The sequence below is a fragment of the Glutamicibacter endophyticus genome, from assembly GCF_048457885.1.
Classification (GTDB): Bacteria; Actinomycetota; Actinomycetes; order Actinomycetales; family Micrococcaceae; genus Glutamicibacter; species Glutamicibacter endophyticus.
The window spans coordinates 3,005,638-3,024,888 of the sequence record NZ_CP174200.1 but is presented as its reverse complement, the minus strand read 5'-3'; the positions used below and the strand labels follow the sequence as shown (position 1 = coordinate 3,024,888).

The following is a 19,251-nucleotide window of genomic DNA, read 5'->3' as shown; positions in this document are numbered from 1 at the left end:
CCTAGTGAGAGGGCGTAGCTTAGGTGTCGGAGCAGAGATCCGAGCGGACCTCTTGTTCGAGATCGGGGTAGCGCGAGGTGGGCTCAGGAGCCCGGCAGGGGAGCACATCGCTGATCGCGGTGTTGTAATGGATTGCCTTGGCCTCACCGCGTGGCTCTCGACCCATGCAGGAGACATCGAAGGTCAGCTCGGTGGGCTCCGCGACCTGAAATACGAAGCTTGACTGATCGTTCTCCGCGGTGGGGGAGAGCTCTTCGCCGGCCATCGAGCCTACTTCCAATTCATAACCGCTGTCTCGGGCGCTGGCCTCGAGCACGGCGGGTACCTTGAAGTGATCGAGGTACGGTGTATCTCCGGTCCACGACCAGGTATTTTCGAAGCCACCATAGAACTTCGTGCTGGGAGTGTCGCCCTCGGTGGTCGTTCGATCGGCGCGAATAAGTTCTGGTTCAAGGGACGAGGTGTTCAGCAGTTCGGCAACGAGCTCTTGGCAAGGTCCCTCCGCGGTCGGGTCGCTAGGGCTGGGGCCGCTATCAAGATCTTGTGGGGCGCTACACCCGCCAAGGGCCAGCGGTGTGAGGAGCAAGACGGCCGCTGCCCGATGACAAAATCCGTGCGTTGAAGTTTTCACTAGACCTCCTTTATCCACCCTACGGTTTAAATGCCGATATGTCACCACCCCGTATCCCCCGAGGCTAGATGCGTGAAGCGGGGTACGAGGTGGTGACAGGGTCTGGCTTGGAGGAAGGTTTAGTGCGTGGTCTCCAACTTCTGCATTTCCTCGACATCCATTTGAGGCGGCTGCGACTTAAAACCCCGAGTGCTAATTGCGAGGATAATCAGCCCCACCAGCAGCCATGAGGTGCCGAGTACGATTGCGTTGGTATCCAGCTGGGACAGGAGAAATCCGATAACGAGCATGCCGATGGCCGGGCATAGTACGTAGAGCAACGGATTAAGGGGGCGTCCCTGCTTGCGTTCCTTGACCCAGTAGACGATGACCGATGCGTTGACCATGATGAAAGCGACGAAGGCACCGAAATTAATGAAGCTGGTCGACGTGGCCACATCCATCACCATGGCGATCAGTCCGACGGCGGCGATGGCTGCGATCGACAGTACCGGTGTGTGCCAGCGGGCGTTGAGCCTACCGAAGATGCTGCGTGGCAGCACGCCATCGCGACCCATGGCGTAAAGCAGACGGCTACCGGCGGCTTGGGCCGCGATGCCGGAGGTGAACTGGGCAATAACCAGGGCCGCGAGGAACACCGCTCCGAAGAGGTTGCCGCCGATCTGTTGGGCAATCTCGAACCCGGCCGCATCGGAGTTCGTAAAGTTTCCGCCGGGATGAACCAGCTGCACGGCGTAGGCGACCACTACGAAGATGCCGCCACCAATGAGCGCAACGAGCATGATCGCCTTGGGGACCGTGCGTCGCGGATTGATGGTTTCTTCTGTCAGCGTTGTCACGGCGTCAAATCCGAGGAAGGAATAAGCCGCGATGGCCGCACCGCCGGCAATGCCCGCCGCGGTGGCGTCGATCCCGACAAAGGGTGAGGTGCTAACCAATCCACCGGCACCCCCATGGCTCATTATCTGAGCCACCGAAAGGGCCACGAAGAAGGCGATCACCAAGATTTGGAAGGCCATGAGGACCAGGTTCACCCGATCGGCCACCTTGATTCCAATGATGTTCAGGACCGTGGTCAACACGATGAATCCGAGGATCCACAGCGGCATCGGCACCGCGGGGAACTGCGCCTGCAGGTAGGATCCGCCGATGAGCCAGATAACCATGGGGAGGAAGAGGTAGTCCAGCATCGTGGCCCAACCGACGAGGAAGCCAACGCGACCGTCAATGGTTCGCCGCACATAGGTATAGGCCGAACCGGCCGTTGGGTAGGCCGCTGCCATGCGTCCATAACTGTTGGCCGTGAAAAGCATGGCCAGCAGTGCGATGAGGTAGGCGCTGGCGCTGGCGCCGCCGGTTTGCGAGGCGATAACCCCGAAGATGCCCAGAACGATGAGGGGTGTCAAATAGGCCAGTCCGAAGATGACCAGCGACGGTAGTTTCAGTGTTCTGCTGAGAGTGACTGTGTTGGACATGGAAAACTCCATTGTTTTCTACGAGTTGGTGGGCCCTGGTGACCATCGGGTCGGCTCCAGTGCGCCGTTATACATCGGAAGTGGGATGGGGGAATCGCCGTGGCGGAATTGGGACCACACGCGGTTGGTGCCGGCCGTTCCTGTCGCACGTACGCGCTGGACCTTCTCCGGATCGACCCTAGCGATGATGGTGTCTTCGCCTAGGCCAGCCTCACCCAGTACGTGCCCTTCGGGGTCAACGGCGATGGACCGACCCCGGCCGACCGGGTGAGCGCAGTTCACGCTGAGCACGTACACCTGATTGACGATGGCGTTGGCTCGAGCCAGCACCAATTCCTGTTCGCGGTCCTCGCTGGTTGTCTTGACGATGTTGAGGATCGCGTCCGCTCCTAGCCAGGCCAGATGCCGCGAATGTTCTGGGAACCACGCGTCGTAGCAAATGGATAAGCCCGCCCGACCGACTCCCTCCAGTTCGGCGACGACGAATTCGGTGCCGGGCTGATGAGGTTCGAAGGGGCGCCAGGGGAACATCTTGCGGTAGTGGGCGACCAGCGTCCCGTCGGGGGCGAAGAGTAGCTGGGTGTTGAAGTAGCTTCCCGCGGCATCGAGTTCTCCGATGCTTCCGGGGCATAGCCAGATCCTATGTGCGGCGGCGATCTCTCCCAATCGGGTCACGAAGGGATCGTTTAGGGCCACCGCGGCGCGTTCCATGGCCGCGGGGCGCTCCGCCTCGGGCAAATGTTCGCTGCCATGCAGGTGCATTTCGGGGTAGATGAGCATATCGATCGAGCCGTAGCGGCGCAGGGTGGCTGCCACGTCGTCGGTGAATGCCGGCAGGGGGTCGGTGAGTGGCAGTGGGGTGCGTTGCGCTAGGCCCACGATGAGTTCTTCGGCCACCGGGATGCTCCTTTGAATCTATAACTGATCATTATGATCAGATTTCAAATGTAAGTGATCTGGCCGATAGACTCAATACATGGCTGCGAAAAAAATCTCGGCGCCGAGCGCGGCGCAGGAGCGCGAGGTCGACAGGTTGCTGTTCGCGGCTCCCGGTTCCGCCGCAGTCACCCGACTTACTGCCGTGGAAACCGTGCGCGCCAGAATTCTGCTGTCCATCGAGCATGCGCTGTTGGCGCCGGGTAGTAAATTGCCTAGTACGGAGCTGATTGCCGCGGGCCTTGAGGTCAGCGTGATTACCGCTCGGCGAGCGTTGGAGAGCCTAGTTGAGGACGGGGTGCTCGAGCGCCGCCGCGGTCGCGGCGGCGGTACCTTCGTGGCGCAGAACCCGCCACAGCTCAACGATTCCTCGGTACAGGCCTTTCGCGCCGATGAGCAGGCAATCTTGCGGCTCATTGATCAACGCAGTCTGATGGAGTCGGCGATCGCCGCTTCCGCCGCGGCGCATGCGACTTCGGCGCAATGCGATGAGCTCGATGAGTTGATCGTGCAGTCACGGCAGGCTGCCACGTGGCATGAGCACCATATCCCCGATACGCGGTTTCATCGCCTCGTGGCAGAGATCAGCACCCTTCCTGAAGTGCCGGCGTATCTCGCCAGTTATGAGGCGCTGACCAAGTATTTTGTGCCATACCCACAGGAACAACTCGAAGAGGGGCGCGGGCATCACAGTGCTCTCGTTGCGGCCCTTCGGCGTCATGATCCGCTGGCGGCCATAGAGGTGACGCGTGAGCACGTGGATGCGTTGCGGCGCGAAATGTTCGTCGGATTGCGCCGTCGGAGCTCCTCGTCATCTAGCTAAATGCGCTAACCTCGAGCCCCTGATGAGCTTCAGGGCTCGAGGGTTAGTGACGCGCGTTTGCGGAAGGTTAGGCGTGTGAGAGCTGTCCGGCGGGGGCTGGGAAGCGTCCGGTGAACGCGAGTAGTCGGTCCATGCTATCTGCGGATTCTGCAATGGCGGTCGGAGGGCCAAAGGAGCCTGAGGCGCGTTGCGGTGCCCCAATTACCTCGTGAGCCAACCCCAAGACATATGCCGCTAAGCCTGGATCCACCGGAAAATCCTGCGCAGTGGCCTGTGCAAAGTCCCATCCATGTACGAGCAGTTCTAGATTGAGAATGCCAGCGACCACGCTGGCAGGCAGGCTGGTACTTCCCAGCGTGAGCTCGCCGGTGAGTCCGTGCCCATAAAAGGCTTCCAACACCGGCTGGGCCAAGCTGGCAATGCGCGGCTCGGGCTGTAGCGCTGGGCGGTCGGTTAGATCCAGACCAAGCGCTACGCCAATGAGTGCGAGGTTCTTGGCTAGGTGGTCCACGAGGTCCGCGACCGTGAACTCGGTGCAGGGTGTTTGGTGCGTGCTATCTGCCTCCGTTAGCCGATCCAGAGCGAACTGTAGCGCGGCCAGTGACGCCTCGGCGGAGACGAGGGGATTTTCGGGCTCCGGGCAGGCGTTCCATTCGTCGAACACGGGGTGACCGGTGGCGGCGTATTGAGTCAGCCGGTCCAAGAAGTGATTCCACCCCTCGGCATGGCTCGCGGCTTGCTGTGGCCCCAGACCCTCATGCCTAAGAGTCAATGCGGTGCCTCCGTCGACGGGTTCGAGGGTGAGGAAAACGGTCGTTGCCCCGGGCGGGACTTCAGCGGACCCTTCCCAGCCCCAATCGAAGACTAGGCGACGCCCCGGCTCAATTTCGGTGAAGGTACCAGTGGCTTGGTGCCCGGGGCCCATGGTGTAGCGGAATTCGCCGCCGAGTCTTAGGTCTACGCGGCACGCGACGCTCTGCCAGCGACGTATGCGCGCCGGGTCGGTGACTAGGTCAAAGGCGACCTCGGCGGCAACAGGAAGAATAACGGTTCGTTCAAAACTCATGATGATGCTCCATTGTTCGGGGGTGCCGCATGTGGCAGTGCCCCGGGGTTCAGTTGCCGAGCTTCGGCAACGAGCAGATCCAACTCGCTGTTCCAAAAGGAATCGAGTTGGGCTTTGAGTTGGGTGACCCCGGCGGGGTTCAGTGCATAGAAGCGGCTACGCCCCTGCTTGCGTGCCTGCAGCAGGCCAACCTCGCAGAGCAGAAGGAGATGTTGCGAAATGGCCGAGCGCGACACGGTGAAGTGCGTGGCCAACTGCGACACCGTTTGCTCGCCGGATCCCAATAACTGAAGCAACCGCCGGCGGTGAGGTTCGGCGGCGACTTCCAATAAGTCCTGCATAATCAATACGTTAGCTGTCACTAACGCATTTTGGCAAGAGCCGGCACCGCGAAACTGTTGCGAGTCCTTTTCCGCGGGTAGTGTCACGCGTACATCCGGTCATAGGCTCACTCGGACATTCGGCGGCGCGGAAGAGCCGTGCCGCGCGGCACAGCGCATAGCGAGGAAGACAGATAATGCACAAACTCATGGTCCTCTACCCAGAACCCGCGGATCGCGCGGCCTTTATCGACTACTACACCTCGACGCACCTGCCAAAGGTCGCCAAACTGCCGGGGCTCCAGTCCTGGAGCTATGCGCTGGATGTTGCTGGTGGCCCGGAAGGTAGCGCACCCTATTTTGCGGTGTTTGAAGCCGAATTCGCCGATGCGCAGAGCTTTGCGGCCGCCATGGCCTCACCCGAAGGGCAAGAAGTTGCCCAGGATGTACCGAACTACGCCAGCGGAGGCGCGATCACGCTGGACTTTTCCCCAACCGGTTCCAGCGCTTCCTAGCCAGCGCGGCGGCATAGGCGCAGTTCCCCAGCGTTAAACTAGCCGAAGCCTGCCACCAGATGGCGGCAGGCTTCGGCTAACGTCGTTGCGGGTCGGGTTACGGGATGGTGATGACCTGACCGGCGTAGGACAGGCCACCGCCGAAGGCGAAGAGCAGCGCCTTGGTACCCGAGGCTAGCGGTTCGTCCGAAGCCATCATCTTCGACAGTGCCAGCGGCACCGAGGCCGCCGAAGTATTGCCGGACTCTACGACATCGGTGGCGACACGGGCGTTGGGAGCGCCGACCTGCTTGGCCAGCGGCTCGATAATGCGCAGGTTGGCCTGGTGCAAGACGATGGCGCCGATTTCTTCCGGATCGAGCCCGGCCCGATCGATGATCTTGGAGGCGATCTTCGGCAACTGAGTTACGGTCCAGCGGTACACGCTCTGCCCGTTCTGTGCGAACTTGTCATCGTTCTCGCGCTCGATGCGCACCGCGTCGGACAGCGAAGGAACCGAACCCCAGACCACCGGGGAAATGCCGGACTCCTCGGAGGCCGAGATCACCATGGCGCCGGCGCCATCGGCGGTGAGCACACAGGTGGTGCGGTCGGTGAAGTCGGTCATGTCGGTGAGCTTCTCGGAACCGATCACCAGGGCGTGCGTGGCGCTACCGGCGGCGATGCTGTGCTGGGCGAGGGCCACGGCGTGGGCGAAGCCCGAGCATGCGGTGTTGACGTCGATGGTGGCCGGGCCCTGATCCATATTCAGGGCCTGAGCCACACGGGCGGCCATATTCGGCGAGCGGTCCAGCGCGGTGCAGGTGGCGACGATGACCAGGTCAATCATCGAGGCATCGACCTCGGCGGCGTTATCGAGGGCCATGGTGCCCGCGGCTGTGGCCATCGACTGTACCGAATCCTCCGCCGACGCCCAACGACGCTGCTCGATTCCCACACGACGGGTGATCCACTCGTCGCTCGTCTCAACCAGCTTTTCCAGCTCGGAATTCGGAACGATGCGCTCGGGCTGGAAATGGCCAAACGAGACGACTTTGCTTGCGGACATGCTGTTGCTCCTTGAAAGGATCAGGATAGTTCTTAGCATCAAGGTTAGTTGCTTTGCGACGTGCGTGCGTCGCACATGACGAAGCGCACGTTCTGACCAGATGCTGGAGACTCGGCAGTGAGTACCGGAGTTACTGCCCCACGCGGCCATCTACGCACTCGCGGAGCAGATCCGCGTGCCCACAGTGGCGAGCGTACTCCTCGACGCGGTGCACCATCAGTTCGCGTAGCGAAACCTGGGAAGGATCCAGCCGCGCTCCGAGGTCGCTGAACTGTGCCAGAAGGGCGTCGGTGGCTTCTTGCTCGCGTTCCAGATCGGCGTAGGCGTCTTGGACCAGCTGCGGGTCGGGCCGGACGCCGTTGAAGTCCGCATCCTTGGGCCCGTAGATTTTCGGTTCCGGGCCGCCCGGGGTCACCCAGCCACGCCAGTCACGTTCCACTTCGGCCAAATGACGCAGTAGCCCCAACAGGGAGAGGGTGGAGGGCGGAACCGAACGTTGGGCCAGTTGCTCGGGACTCAGCCCCTCGCATTTCATCAGCAGGGTCAGGCGGTAGTTGCGCAGGAAATCCTCTAAGGTGGCCCGCTCGCCCTCGATTGGCTGCTCGGTCTCCCGCGGATCTTGATCCGGGTTGACCCACATGTCTGGGTATACCGTGGCTTGTGTCCAGCGTTTCGGCGATTGGCTCATCTCGTTGTCTCCTCGGCGGTTGTGGGGGATCACCCTATGAGCGTCAGTCTAAGCGGCCGTTGGCTGAGACCCGAGAATATCGGGCACGGATTATCGGGCGGGCGGCTCGCCGCGCTTTCTAGGCTTAGGTGTGGAAGGGATGAGAAATGAAGCAGTGGAACAAGGCGCTCGAAGAACTTGAGCTGCGGCTGGCGACGGAGATCGATGTGGCGGTGCTGGCTCGTTATGCGGCTACCAGTGAATACCACTTCCGTCGGATGTTTTCCTCGCTGGCCGGGATGCCGCTCTCCGAATACATCAGGCGCCGCCGACTGACCGTGGCGGCCGCGCAGATCGTGGCCGGAGAGCCGGTGCTCGAGGTCGCCGTCCGTTATGGGTACAACTCGGCCGAGGCCTTCGGCCGGGCCTTCAAAGCCATGCACGGAATGACGCCCTCTCAGGCCCGGGAGCCCGGCGCCACGCTACATAGTCAACCGCAACTGCGATTTCACCTCACGGTGGAAGGGACACATGAAATGACACACCGCATTGAAAACAAGCCGGGCTTTTTCCTGATCGGGGCGAAGACCACCGTGCCGCTGGTCTATTCGGGGGCCAATCCGGCCATCGAGGAGTTTGAACGGTCGCTACCCAAGGATCTGGATGATCGGCTTCTGCCGCTGTCGAATACGACACCGCCGGGGCGCCTGACCGCCACCGAAACGCAGGGCCCGGATGCGGTCGAAGGCTCGCCGGTTGAGTACTGGCATGCGGTGGCAGGGCAGGGCCCGGTCCCCGAGGGTTTCGACTCCCGCCCGATTCCCCAGGGGCTCTGGGTCGTTTTCGAGGGGCACGGAGCATTCCCCGAGGTACTGCAGAACCTGTGGGCGAGCGCGGCCACCGAGTTCTTCCCGGCGAACCCCTACCGCTGGATACCGGGCCCGCAACTATTAAAGGTCACCAGCGATACCGGCGGACGTTCCGGAAGCGGCGAACTGTGGATTCCGATCGAACGCGAGTAATTCCGCGGCTAACCAAGCCGCGGCAGCGCCTGAAGCAGAGAACGGGTGTACTTGTGCTGCGGCTGGGTGAAGACCTGGGTGGCGGTGCCCTGCTCGACAAGCTGCCCACCACGCATCACCGCGACCCGGTCGCTGACATGTTCGATGACCGCTAGATCGTGGCTGATGAAGAGGTAGCTGGTGCCGGTCGCCCGCTGGATCTCGTCGAGCAGGTCCAACACCTGGGCCTGTACCGAAACATCTAGGGCCGACACCGGTTCGTCGAGCACCAACACCTTCGGCTCCGGGGCCAAGGCGCGTGCGATGGCTACCCGCTGGCGCTGCCCTCCGGAGAGCTCGAAGGGGTAACGCTCGGCCAGCTTAGCCGGCAGCCGGACCGTGTCCAACAGCTCGGTGATGGCCCTGCGTTGCCCGGCAACGCGCAGGTTCCTGCCCTTCGAGAGGGCATCGGCGAGTAGCATGCCGACGGTGAATCGCGGATCAAAGGATGCCATCGGGTTCTGGTAGACGGCCCCCAGCTGTGGCCGCGCGGTGCGCCGCTCGCGCTCCGGCAAGGGGGCGAAGAGTTTCCCGTTCACCCGGACCTGGCCGCCGTCGGGGGTGGTCAGGCCCAACACCATGCGTGCGGTGGTGGTCTTCCCCGAGCCGGATTCCCCAACCAGTCCCAGGCTCTGGCCCTTGGGGAGCTCGAAGCTCACCTGACGTACCGCCGGGATGCCATCGAAGGACTTGCTCAGGTTCTCGACGCGGAGCGCCGGTGTGGGATCGCTGGCGGCCGCCGGTAGCGTATCGGTTCGTGGGGCCAGCGTGATGCGCTCGCCGAGTCGCGAAAGCGGGGTGTGGCGCGGCACCCCGGCGGGGATGGCCCGCAGCAACATCCGGGTGTATTCGTGCGTGGGGTTATGCAACAACTCGGCGGTGGGACCGGTTTCCACGATGCGTCCCTGCCGCATAACCGCGATCCGGTCCGCGACCTGAGCCACTTGCGCCAGATCGTGGCTGATCATCAACACACCGCGCCCCGACTGCTTAACGGCACGCAGTTGCTCGAGCACCAGGGCCGCCAGCCGCGTATCCAGCGCGGTGGTCGCCTCATCGGCGATAACTAGTTGCGGTTCGGCAATGAGTGCCTGGGCGATCAGTGCGCGCTGGCGTTGCCCGCCGGAGAGTTCACCGCTGCGGGCGGTGATGCGCCGGGCCGGGTCGTCCATGCCCAGCGCCTCGAGCAGGTTCAGGGTCAGCCGGCGCCGCTCGGCCCGGTTATGGCGTCCGTGGACGCGCAGCGCGTCGGCGATTTCCTTACCGATCGGACGGAGCGGATCCAGCGCCAGCAGGGCATCTTGTAACACCATGGAGACGGTGGCTCCGCGCAGGGTGCGCCAGCCGCGTTCATTCAGCGCGCGGGCGTCGGTGCCGGCGATGCGCAGCGCATCGGCCCGAACGGTGCCGCCGGAAAGCCCGAGCAGGCTGCGTGCGGTGACCGATTTGCCGGAGCCCGATTCGCCCACCAGCCCTAAGCATTCACCGGCGTCCAGCTGTAGTTGCACCCCGCGCACCGCTTCGGCGCCGGCAAAATCCACGCTGAGGTTTTCCACCGTCAGTAAGCGGCTCATAGGGCACGTACCTTTCCGCCCAGGGCGCGGCCGATGGCGGTGGCTCCGGCGGCAACCAACACGATGGCCAGTCCCGGGAAGAGGCTCATCCACCAGGCTAGGTGCAGGTAGGTGCGTCCGGCCGCCAGCATCGCGCCCCATTCCGGGGCCGGCGGGGCGGTGCCCAAACCGAGGAAGCTCAACGCCGAGGCCCAGATGACGGCCTGACCAATCCCCAAGGTCACCAAGGCCAACAAAGGACGAAGCGCATTCGGCAGCAGGTGGTGCACGGTGCGTTGGATGCCGGTACGGCCCAGCACGGTGGCCGCTTCGATCATTGCCGAGTCTTTGAGGGTGCGGATTTGGGTGCGCACAATGCGGGCGTAGCCCGGTGCGGTGGACAACCCGACGGCAATAATGGCCGGGCCCACCCCGGGGCCGGTCAGCGCGATGATCAGCAACGCCATCAGCAGCGAGGGGATCGCGTAGAGCGCATCGAGCAGACGCAATAGCATCCCGTCGAGCCAGCGCGGGGCTAAGGCGGCGGCCGTGCCCAAGATCAGGGCCAAGCCCATGCCCAATCCGGTGGCGGCCAGGCCGATCACCAGCGAGGGGCGGGCCCCGTGCACGATCCGGGTGAGCACATCGCGTCCCGATTCGTCGGTACCGGCTAGATGCGTCAAATTCGGCGGGGTGAAGGCGGCGGCCGGGTCGATGGCCAAGGGGTCGCCGGGGGCAAGTAGCCCCGGAGCCAGCGCGCACAGCGCCAGTACGGCGAGGAGCAGCCAGGCCGCGAGGCGGGCAAAAAGACGACGAGTTTTCATGCCGCATGCACCCGCCCGCCGAGCATTGAGGCGATCGCATCGGCCAGCGTCATGAACAGCATGTAGACCGCAGCGGAGAATAACGCGATGCCGGTGACCATGGGGATATCGCGGGCCAGCACGGCCGAGAGCAGGGCGCGGCCCAGCCCGGGGCGGGCGAACACGGCCTCGACCACTACCGCCCCGGAGAGCAACGAGGCAAAGGCCCAGCCGCTGAGCGAGAGCACCGGCAACATGCTGTGACGTAGCGCGTGGCGGAAGAACACCGAGGTTTTGCTTTCGCCACGGGCCCGGGCGGCCAGCACGAAGTCGCTACCCAGTGCGGTGGCCAGCGAATCACGCAATAGTTGGGTGAGGAACCCGGCCAAGGGCAGCGCGAGCGTGAGCACCGGTAGCAGCATGCCGGCCGGGGTACCGGTATCGACCGCAGGTAGCCAGCCCAGTGCGGTGGAGAAGAGCATAATCAGCACGCTCCCCAACCAAAAATGGGGCAGCGCTGCGGCCACGATTTCGGCCAGCGATCCGAGGGCACTACCCAGCGCGGTGGCCCGCACCGCGAGCAGTCCGCCAATGGTGGCTAGCAGCCAGGCCGTCAGCAGGGCGCAGCTGGCCAGGAGCAAGGTGGGCGGCAGCACCTCGCCCATGACCTCTGCGACCGGGCGTTTGAGTGAGTAACTGGTGCCAAAGTCACCGACCGCGAGACGCCCGAGGAACATCGCGTACTGAACGGGCACCGGCCGGTCCAGGCCGAAGGCGGCCCGTGCCTCGGCGAGGGCCTGCTCCGAGGCCTGGGACCCCGGACCTCCCATAATCGCTTCGGCGGGGTCGCCAGGCACCGCGCGGATGGCCAGGAAAATGGCGCTGGCCACCAGCCAGAGCACCACGAGGGTCGCGCCGAGGCGCCGTGCGACGAGAGCCAGAAGCTTCATGGGCCGTGCCGGAGCTCAGTTACTTGGACAGGAAGGTGTTGTAGTAGACCGGGGAGGAGACCGCGGTGGTGTCGCCGACCTGATGCACGTGCTTGCCGTAGAGGAAGTGGTTCTGCTGGTCGTACAGCGGTAGCACGTAGTAGCCCTCGAGCACCAAACGTTGGGCCTGCGCGTACAGCTCGGCGCGTTCGGCCTCGTCGTTCGTTTCCTCCGCGCGGGTCAGCAGCTCATCCAGTTTCGGGTTCTTCAGCTGTGCGTTATTCGCGAAGTAGCCGCTCGGGGCCGGTACCGTCGAATCGGCGTGGTAGAGGATGCGCAGCACGCTAGGGCCCACCTTGGTGTAGGGGGCGGAGACCAGATTGTACTCGTGTTCGGCCAGGGCGCCATACCAGCTGGAGAGATCCAACAGCTGAATCTTGACCTCGAAGCCGACCTCCTTGGCGGAGGCTTGCATCTGCTCGAACAGGGATTGTTCGGCCGGTACCGATTGGTTGGTGGAGACGGGGAAGGTCAGCGAGAGCCGCTTCCCGTCCTTGACCCGGTAGCCCTCGGCGTCGCGCTCGGTCCAGCCCGCCTCGTCGAGTAGCGCATTGGCCTTCTGCACGTCAGGGGCGAACAGGTCCGGTTCGGAAATGCCCAGGGGTTCGACGCTGGACAGCAGGGAGTAGCTACGCTGCGCGGTGTTGAACAGCAGCGCATTAATGCCCGAATTCACATCCAGGGAACGGATGAAGGCCTCACGCACCAGCTGGTCGTCGAAGGGTGCCTTGGAGCTGTTCAGTTCCAAGCGGTTGGCGGCACCCGGGCGCGGGGCGTCGAGGTGTCCGAATGCGCCGGAGGTGGCGGCCGTCGCGATGGTATCGGGCTGGGCGTTGTCGATGATGTCGACCTCACCGGACTGCAGGGCCGCGTAACGGGTGGCGGCCTCCGGGATGAAACGCCAGCTGATGCCCTCCAGGTAGGCGGTGGGCTGGCTGCGCTCGGGCTGGGCCACCGGTGGCTGGTAGTCCTCGTTGCGTACCAGGTTGACCGCCTGCTGGGTCTGCCATGATTCCACCTTGAAGGGGCCGGTGCCGACCGGCGAGGTGCAGTTCACGGCCTTGGGACGCTTGAGGGCCTCGGGGGATTCGATCGCGGTCCACGGCATGGATAGCGATTCGAGCAGGGCGTTGTCCTTCGAGGCCAGGGTCAGTTCGGCGGTTAGCTCGTCGGTCACGGCGACCTTTTCGATCTTGCCGACGGCCAGGTACCCGGTGGAGGACGCGGTATTGGGGTCCTGCAGGTGCTCAATATTGGCCTTGATGGCCTCGGCGGTCAGCTTGGTGCCGTCATGGAAGGTGATGCCCTCGCGCAGCGTAATGGTGCGGTGCAGCCCGTCGTCGCTCAGCTCGGTGGATTCGGCCAGCCACGGCACGATCTTGCCCTCGGCGTCCTTGGCGAACAGCGTTTCGAGGTACTGACTAGCGACCAGCGCCTGCGGGTAGTTGCCGCCCACATGCGGGTCCAGGCAGGTCGGTTCGGCGTCTCCCGAGGCGTACACCAGCGTGCCGCCGGCAACCGGGTCGACGGATGCCTGGCTGGTACTGGACTCCGGGTTGCTCGGGGCGCAGGCGGCAAGCAGGGTCAGGGCTACCGGCAAGCCGATGGATAGGGAGAGCACGCGACGGGCGCGAGAAACTGAGGGCATGCGAACTTTTACCTTGAACTGTGGGAGTTGATGCATCTAACCATAGCGAGGTCGGCGCAGACCGAGGCCCGGACGTAGCCCAAATCACAGGGCGTCCGGGCCTCGGCTGGCGGGCGAAAGATTTACTTTTCGCTGGCGACCGTCATGCGGCGATTCTCGTGCTTCGGTTCGTGGAGCTCATCGAGAATAGCGACCGCGAAGTCCTGGCTCGAGACGAAGTCGCCGGCCGGGGAATCGGTGCCGAGGGTGTAGGTACCGGTGCGGCGACCCGGGGCAATCTCCGGGGCCGGGGCCACCACGGTCCAGCTGATGCCGGAGACGGAGGTGAACATATCGTAGACGGCCGCGGCGGTGGTGGCTTCGGCCTTGTACATCTCGGGGAAGTCCGGCATATCCAGCAGACGGGTGCCGTTGACCTCGGTGGCGCCTGCACCGCCGACTACGACCAGACGGGCCGGAACGAGGGTTTCGGTGATCTCTTCGAAGGCGTCTAGATACTCCTGGTGGTCGCCTCCGGTGCGCGAAGGCGGCACGGAAATAACCACTGCATCGTGCTCCTTGCCCACCTTGAGGTAGGTCGAGATGTCGGAGAGCTCGGCCGCCACCGCAGTGGTTCCGGGCACCTCGGTGCCGTTGCGCGAAATGGCGGTCACTTCGTCACCGCGTTCGAGAGCTTCGGCGACAAGCTGGCTACCGACCATGCCGGTGGCACCGTAAATGGCGATCTTCATAAGGTGTGTCCTTTCGACAACATCAACGGGTGGGACGTGCCGCGATGCGAGCAAAGCGGTCCAATGATTCCGGTTGCACTGTACTGAACGCGCAGACGCCCGGCTTCATTCCCACGCTGCCTGTAACAGGCGACGGGGTTATGAAACCGGGCGTCGGATCGTCGCTACGGAGCCTAGGCGAGCTTGGCCTCGAGCAGCGCGCCGAGGCGGCGCACGCCTTCGGTGATGGTGTCCTCATCCACCGCGCAGAACGCTAGGCGCAGGGTGTTTGCGCCCTGACCATTGGGGCTAAAGGCGGCACCCGGGATGAAGATGACCCCGGCCTGCACGCCTTCCTGCAGCAGCTCGTAGGTGTCGATTCCCTCCGGCAGGGTGAGCCAGATGAAGAAGCCACCCTCGGGGCGGGTGTAGTGAATACCCTCGGGAAGGTACTCGGCCAAGGCCTTCAGCATCGCGTCGCGACGCGAACGGTAGACCTCGTTGTAGCTGGCGATCTGTCCGCGCCAGTCATGTTCGTTCAGGTAGGCGCTGATGATCATCTGGTTCAGTGTCGGCGGGCAGAGCGCGACGGCTTCGCCGGCCAGGTAGAAACGACGGAACAGGTGGGTGGGCAGCGCCGCCCAGCCGATGCGCAGGCCGGGGGAGAGGATCTTGGAGAACGAGCCCATGTAAATCACGTTTTCGGCGTCTAGACTGCGCAGCGTCGGTGCCGCTTCGCCCTCATAGCGCAGCATGCCGTAGGGGTTGTCCTCGAGGATCAGCACGCCCTCTTCGCGGCAGATGTCCACGACGGCCTGACGGCGTTCGGCGGCCAAGGTGATGCCGGAGGGGTTGTTGAAGTTCGGGATGGTGTAGAGGAACTTGACGCGCTCGCCGGCGGCGCGCAGCTCGTGGATCCGCTCACGCAAGGCTTCCGGGATTAGCCCGTGCTCATCGGTAGCTACCGGCGCGGCCTTGACCTGGTAGGCCTCGAAGGTGTTCAGGGCTCCGACATAGGTGGGGTCCTCGCAGAGAACCGTGTCACCCGGGTCGCAGAAGACCTTGCAGGCCATATCCTGAGCCGACTGCGAACCGTTGGTGACCACTACGTCTTCGAGCGCCACATTGGTGATGCCCTCGGCGGCCATCACCTCAAGAATCTGTTCGCGCAGTTCCTCGGTGCCCAGGCCCGAGCCGTACTGGAGGGCCACCGGGCCCTGCTCGACGATGATGCGCTGGGCGATGGCTCCAAGCTTCTCCAGCGGCAGGAGCTGTAAGTAGGGATTGCCACCGGCCAGGGAGACCAGCGATTCATCGAGCGAAAGCTCGAAGACATCGCGCACCGCAGACTGCTTAATGCCAGCGGCACGAGCCGAGAAAAGGTTGGCGTGGATATCGGTCAGGGGTGTAGCCGTCATGGTTCTCCGATGTTCGCGGTGCATTTGATTAGTATTTTCCTCCCTTTCCGCGCTGGGCAAAAAGGGCCGAGGTGCACCAATCTTCAGCGCCGCTGGGGCATTGGGTCCCGCAGGGCGGCAACCGCCAGTTAGTCCTGCGCTTCGCGCGAATTGAGCCAGGCCTGGATCGCGGCGGGGCGAATACGCCGATGCGTGCCGCGATACTCGACCTCGATCTGGCCACTATCGGCGAGTTTGCGCAGGTACGAGTTGGATATCCCGGCCATCTGCGCGGCTTGGGAGGTGTTCAGCAGGGTTTCGCTCGTTCCGATGGTGACTGCCTCCCCGCGCGCAAAACGCGTGAGCACCTCAAGTAATGCGGCCTGCGCGCCCTCGGGGAGGCGTAGGGCCGTGCCGTTGACGAACACCGTGGTGTCATCGGATTCGGCGAGCGCGCGATTTAGGCGTGCGGTGTCCTTCTCAGGCAATGCCTCAAAGGTGCGCGCATGGCTATAAGAGGAAGTTCCGGCGGACATACTGCCATTCTGCCCCAGAAGACCTCGCCGTGGGTGCCGGTGGCCGTCCTTCCTGGAGGGCGGAAGGCCAAGTTTCCGAATGCTGGACATTACGGCTTGTTTTTCGGTCAACCATTCCCGTATGGTGGAAATCACGGTCTAAAGAAAGTACTGACCACCCAACGTCTCGGCGTGCGGCAACGTGGCCTGTGCCTTACCTGGTAACGGCGGAGCCGTCTTTGTGCGGAAGCGACGAGGGCCGCCCCAACGAGGGGACTGCGCCCATGCCCCGTGGCCGTGTAGTTGGTGTTGCGTGTTGCCGCGTGAGAAAACCCGTTCAGCGGGCGATACGTGTACCGTCATCAGACTTTCCCCGAAGGACAACTCACATGACCGTCGAGTCAACCCAAGATCTTTCCACCATCACCGACGCCGAAATCTTCGAAGCCCACGAGGGTGGCAAGCTCAGCGTGGTCTCCAAGTCCCCACTGCGGAGCAAGCGCGATCTATCCATCGCCTACACTCCCGGTGTTGCAAAGGTTTCCCAGGCCATCGCCGACGATCCGGCCAAGCACGCCACCCACACGTGGGCTTCGCGTCTGGTGGCCGTGGTTTCCGACGGAACCGCCGTGCTCGGACTGGGTAATATCGGCGCCGGCGCATCGTTGCCCGTGATGGAAGGCAAGTGCGCTCTGTTCAAGGAATTCGCTGGGCTGGACTCCATTCCGCTGGTGCTAAACACCACCGACGTTGATGAAATCGTCGAAACCATCGTTCGCCTGAGCCCGAGCTTCGGTGCGGTGAACCTCGAGGACATCTCCGCCCCGCGCTGCTTCGAGATTGAGCGCAAGCTCATCGAGGCGCTGGATATGCCGGTGATGCACGACGACCAGCACGGCACCGCCGTCGTGGCCCTGGCCGCCATGATTGGCGCCACGCGACAGACCGGTCGCGAACTGAGCTCGTTGCGCGTGGTCGTTTCCGGAGCCGGTGCCGCCGGTGTGGCCGTGACGAACCTGCTGCTCTCGGCCGGTGTGGCCGATGTGATCGTGCTGGACTCGCGCGGCACCATTCACCGTGAGCGCGACGACCTGAACGCCACCAAGGCCGAACTGGCTAGCCGGACCAACCGCGATGATGTCATCGGCGGCCTGGCCGAGGCCCTCGACGGCGCTGACGCCGTCATCGGTCTGTCCTCCTCGCAGTTCCCGGAAGAGGCGCTGGCGAAGATGAACAAGGACGCGATCATTTTCGCCCTGTCGAACCCCACCCCGGAGGTTATGCCGGATGTGGCCGCCCGCCACGCGGCCGTCGTCGCCACCGGACGTAGCGACTTCCCGAACCAGATCAACAACGTGTTGGCCTTCCCGGGGATCTTCCGCGGTGCGCTGGATGCCGGGGCGACAGCGATCACCGAGGAGATGAAGGTCGCCGCGGCCCACGCCATCGCCGATCTGGTCGGTGAGGATCTCAGCGCCGACTACATCATCCCTTCGGCGTTGGATGAGCGCGTGATGCCAGCGGTCTCGGCCGCCGTAGCAGCGGTCGCCGCTAAGTAGGCACGAGTACACCGCACGAGGCGGCATCCCCGAGGCTCGGGGGTGCCGCCTCGTGGCACGCCATCTGACAGGTTCTCCACACTCTGCGGGCGCACGCCGCTTCTCGAACCTTCCGGGTCTGACACTGAGCGCGTAAGCGCAGCTCGGTATCGAAACGGGAGATGGTCTGAATGTGCCAGATTTGCGATGGCATGTCTTTCGAACAGGTCAGACATTCCATGAATGAACGGATCAAAAAGTACGGGTTTACGATCCAGTATGTGGAGGCTGAAGAGACAAGCGAATGCTTCGCCTACACCATTGGACTGACCGATTTTGGGCAACCCGAATTTTGTGTGCGGGGGATGACCATGGAGGATTCGGGCATCATACTCAACGGTGTAGCCACCGATATTCTGCACCGCGGAGACTTCTATGCCGCCGGCCACACCGCCGCATGGAAGGGAAACCGCATTCTGTATTTCGCGCGAATGCGCGGGGCGAGAAACTATGCCCTTGGCGTTTACAGCCGCTACGGCTCCCGCGCCCGAGTACTGGAAATACATTTGATGCCCGAAGGCTTTCCCGCCGCGTGCGGAGGGTTCCATCCAACACAGAACTAGTCAACGGTCACATGCCCCGAAGCAGTGTCTTAAGTGGAAGCGCGGTGGCAAAGCTAGGTAATGTGAGAGTATGGCATTCCGAAATCGCCGTGCTGCGGCTCTACCTGCAAAATTGTCTCGTTCCTGGCTGCTGGTTAACGCGGCTAAACCCGAGGATTTTGCGCCGGCACTGGCGAGCGAAGCCGACTCGGTAATTTTCGACCTTGAGGCATCGGTACCCGATGACAAAAAGGCCGAAGCGCTAGGCTACGTCAGCGACGCGCTCTCCTCGGGGATGACCGCTTGGGTTCGTGTGAACGGCATTGACACCGATTTTTGGGCCGATGACTTGGCCGCTCTTTCGAAGGTCTCGGGTCTACGCGGTGTCATGCTGGCCATGACCGAAAAGCCCGAACAGGTGACCTACACGGCAATGCGACTGCGTGCAGGAACCCCGGTGCTGGCTCTGATCGAATCCGCCGTGGGTATTGAAAACGCCACCGCGATCGCTTCGGCTCCCGGCACCTTCCGCCTGGCCTTCGGACTGAACGATTTCCGCAAAGACACCGGTGTATCCGACGACCCGATGGCGTTGGCCTATGCACGTGGCAAGCTCGTGGTCGCCTCGCGTGTTGGTCAGTTGCCCGGCGCCATTGATGGTCCGCCGGCGGCAGGTGCCCCCGCGGAGCAGGTCACCAAGGAAGCCCTGCTCACCGCGTCTATGGGCATGACCGGCAAACTTTCGCTGTCGCGCGACCACGTCGATCACATCAATGCGGCGCTGGCCCCCAGCGAGGACGAACTGTCGTGGGCCAAGGAATTGCTGGACGCGCACGCCGCCGGGGCCTCTGTGGGCGATGGTTCCTACCTGCCACGTCTTGCTCGTGCCCAGAAGATCGCCGATCTGGCCGACTCCTATGGACTGTGGAACGCCTAGAAGCTTTCACCACAACT

General features: G+C 63.4%; 20 protein-coding genes. 6 read left to right on the top strand and 14 right to left on the bottom strand.

What is annotated here, in order from left to right; all coding sequences use genetic code 11:
* Positions 1-19: 19 nt before the first annotated feature.
* The 3 genes from ACJD00_RS14145 to ACJD00_RS14135 form a co-directional block, all read right to left on the bottom strand.
* The gene (locus ACJD00_RS14145) at positions 20-631 is read right to left on the bottom strand and encodes a hypothetical protein (RefSeq protein ID WP_418907547.1); all 612 of its coding nucleotides are present in this window, start codon (positions 629-631) and stop codon (positions 20-22) included.
* A gap of 119 nt (positions 632-750) precedes the next feature.
* Entirely contained in the window at positions 751-2,106 is a 1,356-nt protein-coding gene (locus ACJD00_RS14140; protein ID WP_418907546.1) for an APC family permease, read from the bottom strand.
* A gap of 18 nt (positions 2,107-2,124) precedes the next feature.
* Positions 2,125-3,003, bottom strand: a complete 879-nt coding sequence (locus ACJD00_RS14135; protein ID WP_418907545.1) for a carbon-nitrogen hydrolase family protein — start codon at positions 3,001-3,003, stop codon at positions 2,125-2,127.
* A 79-nt stretch (positions 3,004-3,082) separates the two neighbouring features.
* Here ACJD00_RS14135 and ACJD00_RS14130 point away from each other — a divergent pair, with 79 nt between their 5' ends.
* A complete protein-coding gene (locus ACJD00_RS14130) occupies positions 3,083-3,865 on the top strand; it encodes a FadR/GntR family transcriptional regulator (RefSeq protein WP_418907544.1) in 783 nt (260 codons plus the stop codon).
* A 67-nt stretch (positions 3,866-3,932) separates the two neighbouring features.
* On the opposite strand, the gene ACJD00_RS14125 is transcribed toward ACJD00_RS14130, so the two are convergent.
* On the bottom strand, positions 3,933-4,931 hold the full coding sequence (locus ACJD00_RS14125) for a TIGR03086 family metal-binding protein (protein WP_418907543.1): 999 nt from the start codon (positions 4,929-4,931) through the stop codon (positions 3,933-3,935).
* Entirely contained in the window at positions 4,928-5,293 is a 366-nt protein-coding gene (locus ACJD00_RS14120; protein ID WP_418907542.1) for an ArsR/SmtB family transcription factor, read from the bottom strand. The genes ACJD00_RS14125 and ACJD00_RS14120 overlap by 4 nt, the downstream gene beginning before the upstream one ends.
* A gap of 155 nt (positions 5,294-5,448) precedes the next feature.
* Here ACJD00_RS14120 and ACJD00_RS14115 point away from each other — a divergent pair, with 155 nt between their 5' ends.
* Complete coding sequence (locus ACJD00_RS14115; protein ID WP_309409498.1) at positions 5,449-5,766, top strand: EthD family reductase; 318 nt, start codon at positions 5,449-5,451, stop codon at positions 5,764-5,766.
* Positions 5,767-5,863: 97 nt separating this feature from the next.
* Here the strand turns inward: ACJD00_RS14115 and ACJD00_RS14110 are convergent, their stop codons facing one another.
* Entirely contained in the window at positions 5,864-6,814 is a 951-nt protein-coding gene (locus tag ACJD00_RS14110) for a beta-ketoacyl-ACP synthase III (RefSeq protein ID WP_418907541.1), read from the bottom strand.
* Positions 6,815-6,944: 130 nt separating this feature from the next.
* Positions 6,945-7,502, bottom strand: a complete 558-nt coding sequence (locus tag ACJD00_RS14105) for a DUF664 domain-containing protein (RefSeq protein WP_418907540.1) — start codon at positions 7,500-7,502, stop codon at positions 6,945-6,947.
* Between the two features lie 146 nt (positions 7,503-7,648).
* Here ACJD00_RS14105 and ACJD00_RS14100 point away from each other — a divergent pair, with 146 nt between their 5' ends.
* Positions 7,649-8,503 (top strand): AraC family transcriptional regulator, encoded by an 855-nt coding sequence (locus ACJD00_RS14100; RefSeq protein WP_418907539.1) that lies wholly within the window; start codon positions 7,649-7,651, stop codon positions 8,501-8,503.
* A gap of 8 nt (positions 8,504-8,511) precedes the next feature.
* Here ACJD00_RS14100 and nikE read toward each other — a convergent pair whose 3' ends face one another.
* The 7 genes from nikE to ACJD00_RS14065 all read right to left on the bottom strand — a co-directional run bounded on the left by nikE (position 8,512) and on the right by ACJD00_RS14065 (position 16,178).
* Positions 8,512-10,116: a nickel ABC transporter ATP-binding protein NikE gene (gene nikE, locus ACJD00_RS14095; RefSeq protein WP_418907538.1), complete on the bottom strand. Its 1,605-nt coding sequence runs from the start codon at positions 10,114-10,116 to the stop codon at positions 8,512-8,514.
* Positions 10,113-10,919, bottom strand: coding sequence for an ABC transporter permease (locus ACJD00_RS14090; protein WP_418907537.1), 807 nt, complete (start codon positions 10,917-10,919; stop codon positions 10,113-10,115). Before ACJD00_RS14090 ends, nikE begins: the two co-directional genes overlap by 4 nt.
* Positions 10,916-11,848: an ABC transporter permease gene (locus ACJD00_RS14085; RefSeq protein WP_418907536.1), complete on the bottom strand. Its 933-nt coding sequence runs from the start codon at positions 11,846-11,848 to the stop codon at positions 10,916-10,918. Before ACJD00_RS14085 ends, ACJD00_RS14090 begins: the two co-directional genes overlap by 4 nt.
* A gap of 19 nt (positions 11,849-11,867) precedes the next feature.
* Positions 11,868-13,535: an ABC transporter substrate-binding protein gene (locus ACJD00_RS14080; protein WP_418907535.1), complete on the bottom strand. Its 1,668-nt coding sequence runs from the start codon at positions 13,533-13,535 to the stop codon at positions 11,868-11,870.
* 122 nt (positions 13,536-13,657) lie between these two features.
* Entirely contained in the window at positions 13,658-14,266 is a 609-nt protein-coding gene (locus tag ACJD00_RS14075) for an NAD(P)-dependent oxidoreductase (RefSeq protein ID WP_418907534.1), read from the bottom strand.
* Between the two features lie 173 nt (positions 14,267-14,439).
* Positions 14,440-15,663, bottom strand: a complete 1,224-nt coding sequence (locus ACJD00_RS14070; protein WP_418907533.1) for a PLP-dependent aminotransferase family protein — start codon at positions 15,661-15,663, stop codon at positions 14,440-14,442.
* A gap of 128 nt (positions 15,664-15,791) precedes the next feature.
* Positions 15,792-16,178 carry a helix-turn-helix domain-containing protein gene (locus tag ACJD00_RS14065; protein WP_309409483.1) on the bottom strand — a complete coding sequence of 129 codons (387 nt, stop codon included), beginning with the start codon at positions 16,176-16,178 and terminating at the stop codon, positions 15,792-15,794.
* Positions 16,179-16,546: 368 nt separating this feature from the next.
* Here ACJD00_RS14065 and ACJD00_RS14060 point away from each other — a divergent pair, with 368 nt between their 5' ends.
* From ACJD00_RS14060 to ACJD00_RS14050, 3 genes are all read left to right on the top strand, one after another.
* Positions 16,547-17,716, top strand: coding sequence for an NAD(P)-dependent malic enzyme (locus ACJD00_RS14060; RefSeq protein ID WP_418907532.1), 1,170 nt, complete (start codon positions 16,547-16,549; stop codon positions 17,714-17,716).
* A 191-nt stretch (positions 17,717-17,907) separates the two neighbouring features.
* On the top strand, positions 17,908-18,318 hold the full coding sequence (locus ACJD00_RS14055) for a DUF4262 domain-containing protein (RefSeq protein WP_418907531.1): 411 nt from the start codon (positions 17,908-17,910) through the stop codon (positions 18,316-18,318).
* Positions 18,319-18,388: 70 nt separating this feature from the next.
* Positions 18,389-19,234 (top strand): CoA ester lyase, encoded by an 846-nt coding sequence (locus tag ACJD00_RS14050; RefSeq protein WP_309409479.1) that lies wholly within the window; start codon positions 18,389-18,391, stop codon positions 19,232-19,234.
* Positions 19,235-19,251: the final 17 nt, after the last annotated feature.

Coding starts and splice junctions, on each gene's coding strand:
- ACJD00_RS14140 (WP_418907546.1), bottom strand. CDS start 2,106: ATGTCCAACACAGTCACTCTCAGCAGAACACTGAAACTACCGTCGCTG.
- ACJD00_RS14130 (WP_418907544.1), top strand. CDS start 3,083: ATGGCTGCGAAAAAAATCTCGGCGCCGAGCGCGGCGCAGGAGCGCGAG.
- ACJD00_RS14125 (WP_418907543.1), bottom strand. CDS start 4,931: ATGAGTTTTGAACGAACCGTTATTCTTCCTGTTGCCGCCGAGGTCGCC.
- ACJD00_RS14115 (WP_309409498.1), top strand. CDS start 5,449: ATGCACAAACTCATGGTCCTCTACCCAGAACCCGCGGATCGCGCGGCC.
- ACJD00_RS14110 (WP_418907541.1), bottom strand. CDS start 6,814: ATGTCCGCAAGCAAAGTCGTCTCGTTTGGCCATTTCCAGCCCGAGCGC.
- ACJD00_RS14105 (WP_418907540.1), bottom strand. CDS start 7,502: ATGAGCCAATCGCCGAAACGCTGGACACAAGCCACGGTATACCCAGAC.
- ACJD00_RS14100 (WP_418907539.1), top strand. CDS start 7,649: ATGAAGCAGTGGAACAAGGCGCTCGAAGAACTTGAGCTGCGGCTGGCG.
- nikE (WP_418907538.1), bottom strand. CDS start 10,116: ATGAGCCGCTTACTGACGGTGGAAAACCTCAGCGTGGATTTTGCCGGC.
- ACJD00_RS14090 (WP_418907537.1), bottom strand. CDS start 10,919: ATGAAAACTCGTCGTCTTTTTGCCCGCCTCGCGGCCTGGCTGCTCCTC.
- ACJD00_RS14085 (WP_418907536.1), bottom strand. CDS start 11,848: ATGAAGCTTCTGGCTCTCGTCGCACGGCGCCTCGGCGCGACCCTCGTG.
- ACJD00_RS14080 (WP_418907535.1), bottom strand. CDS start 13,535: ATGCCCTCAGTTTCTCGCGCCCGTCGCGTGCTCTCCCTATCCATCGGC.
- ACJD00_RS14075 (WP_418907534.1), bottom strand. CDS start 14,266: ATGAAGATCGCCATTTACGGTGCCACCGGCATGGTCGGTAGCCAGCTT.
- ACJD00_RS14070 (WP_418907533.1), bottom strand. CDS start 15,663: ATGACGGCTACACCCCTGACCGATATCCACGCCAACCTTTTCTCGGCT.
- ACJD00_RS14065 (WP_309409483.1), bottom strand. CDS start 16,178: ATGTCCGCCGGAACTTCCTCTTATAGCCATGCGCGCACCTTTGAGGCA.
- ACJD00_RS14060 (WP_418907532.1), top strand. CDS start 16,547: ATGACCGTCGAGTCAACCCAAGATCTTTCCACCATCACCGACGCCGAA.
- ACJD00_RS14055 (WP_418907531.1), top strand. CDS start 17,908: ATGTCTTTCGAACAGGTCAGACATTCCATGAATGAACGGATCAAAAAG.
- ACJD00_RS14050 (WP_309409479.1), top strand. CDS start 18,389: ATGGCATTCCGAAATCGCCGTGCTGCGGCTCTACCTGCAAAATTGTCT.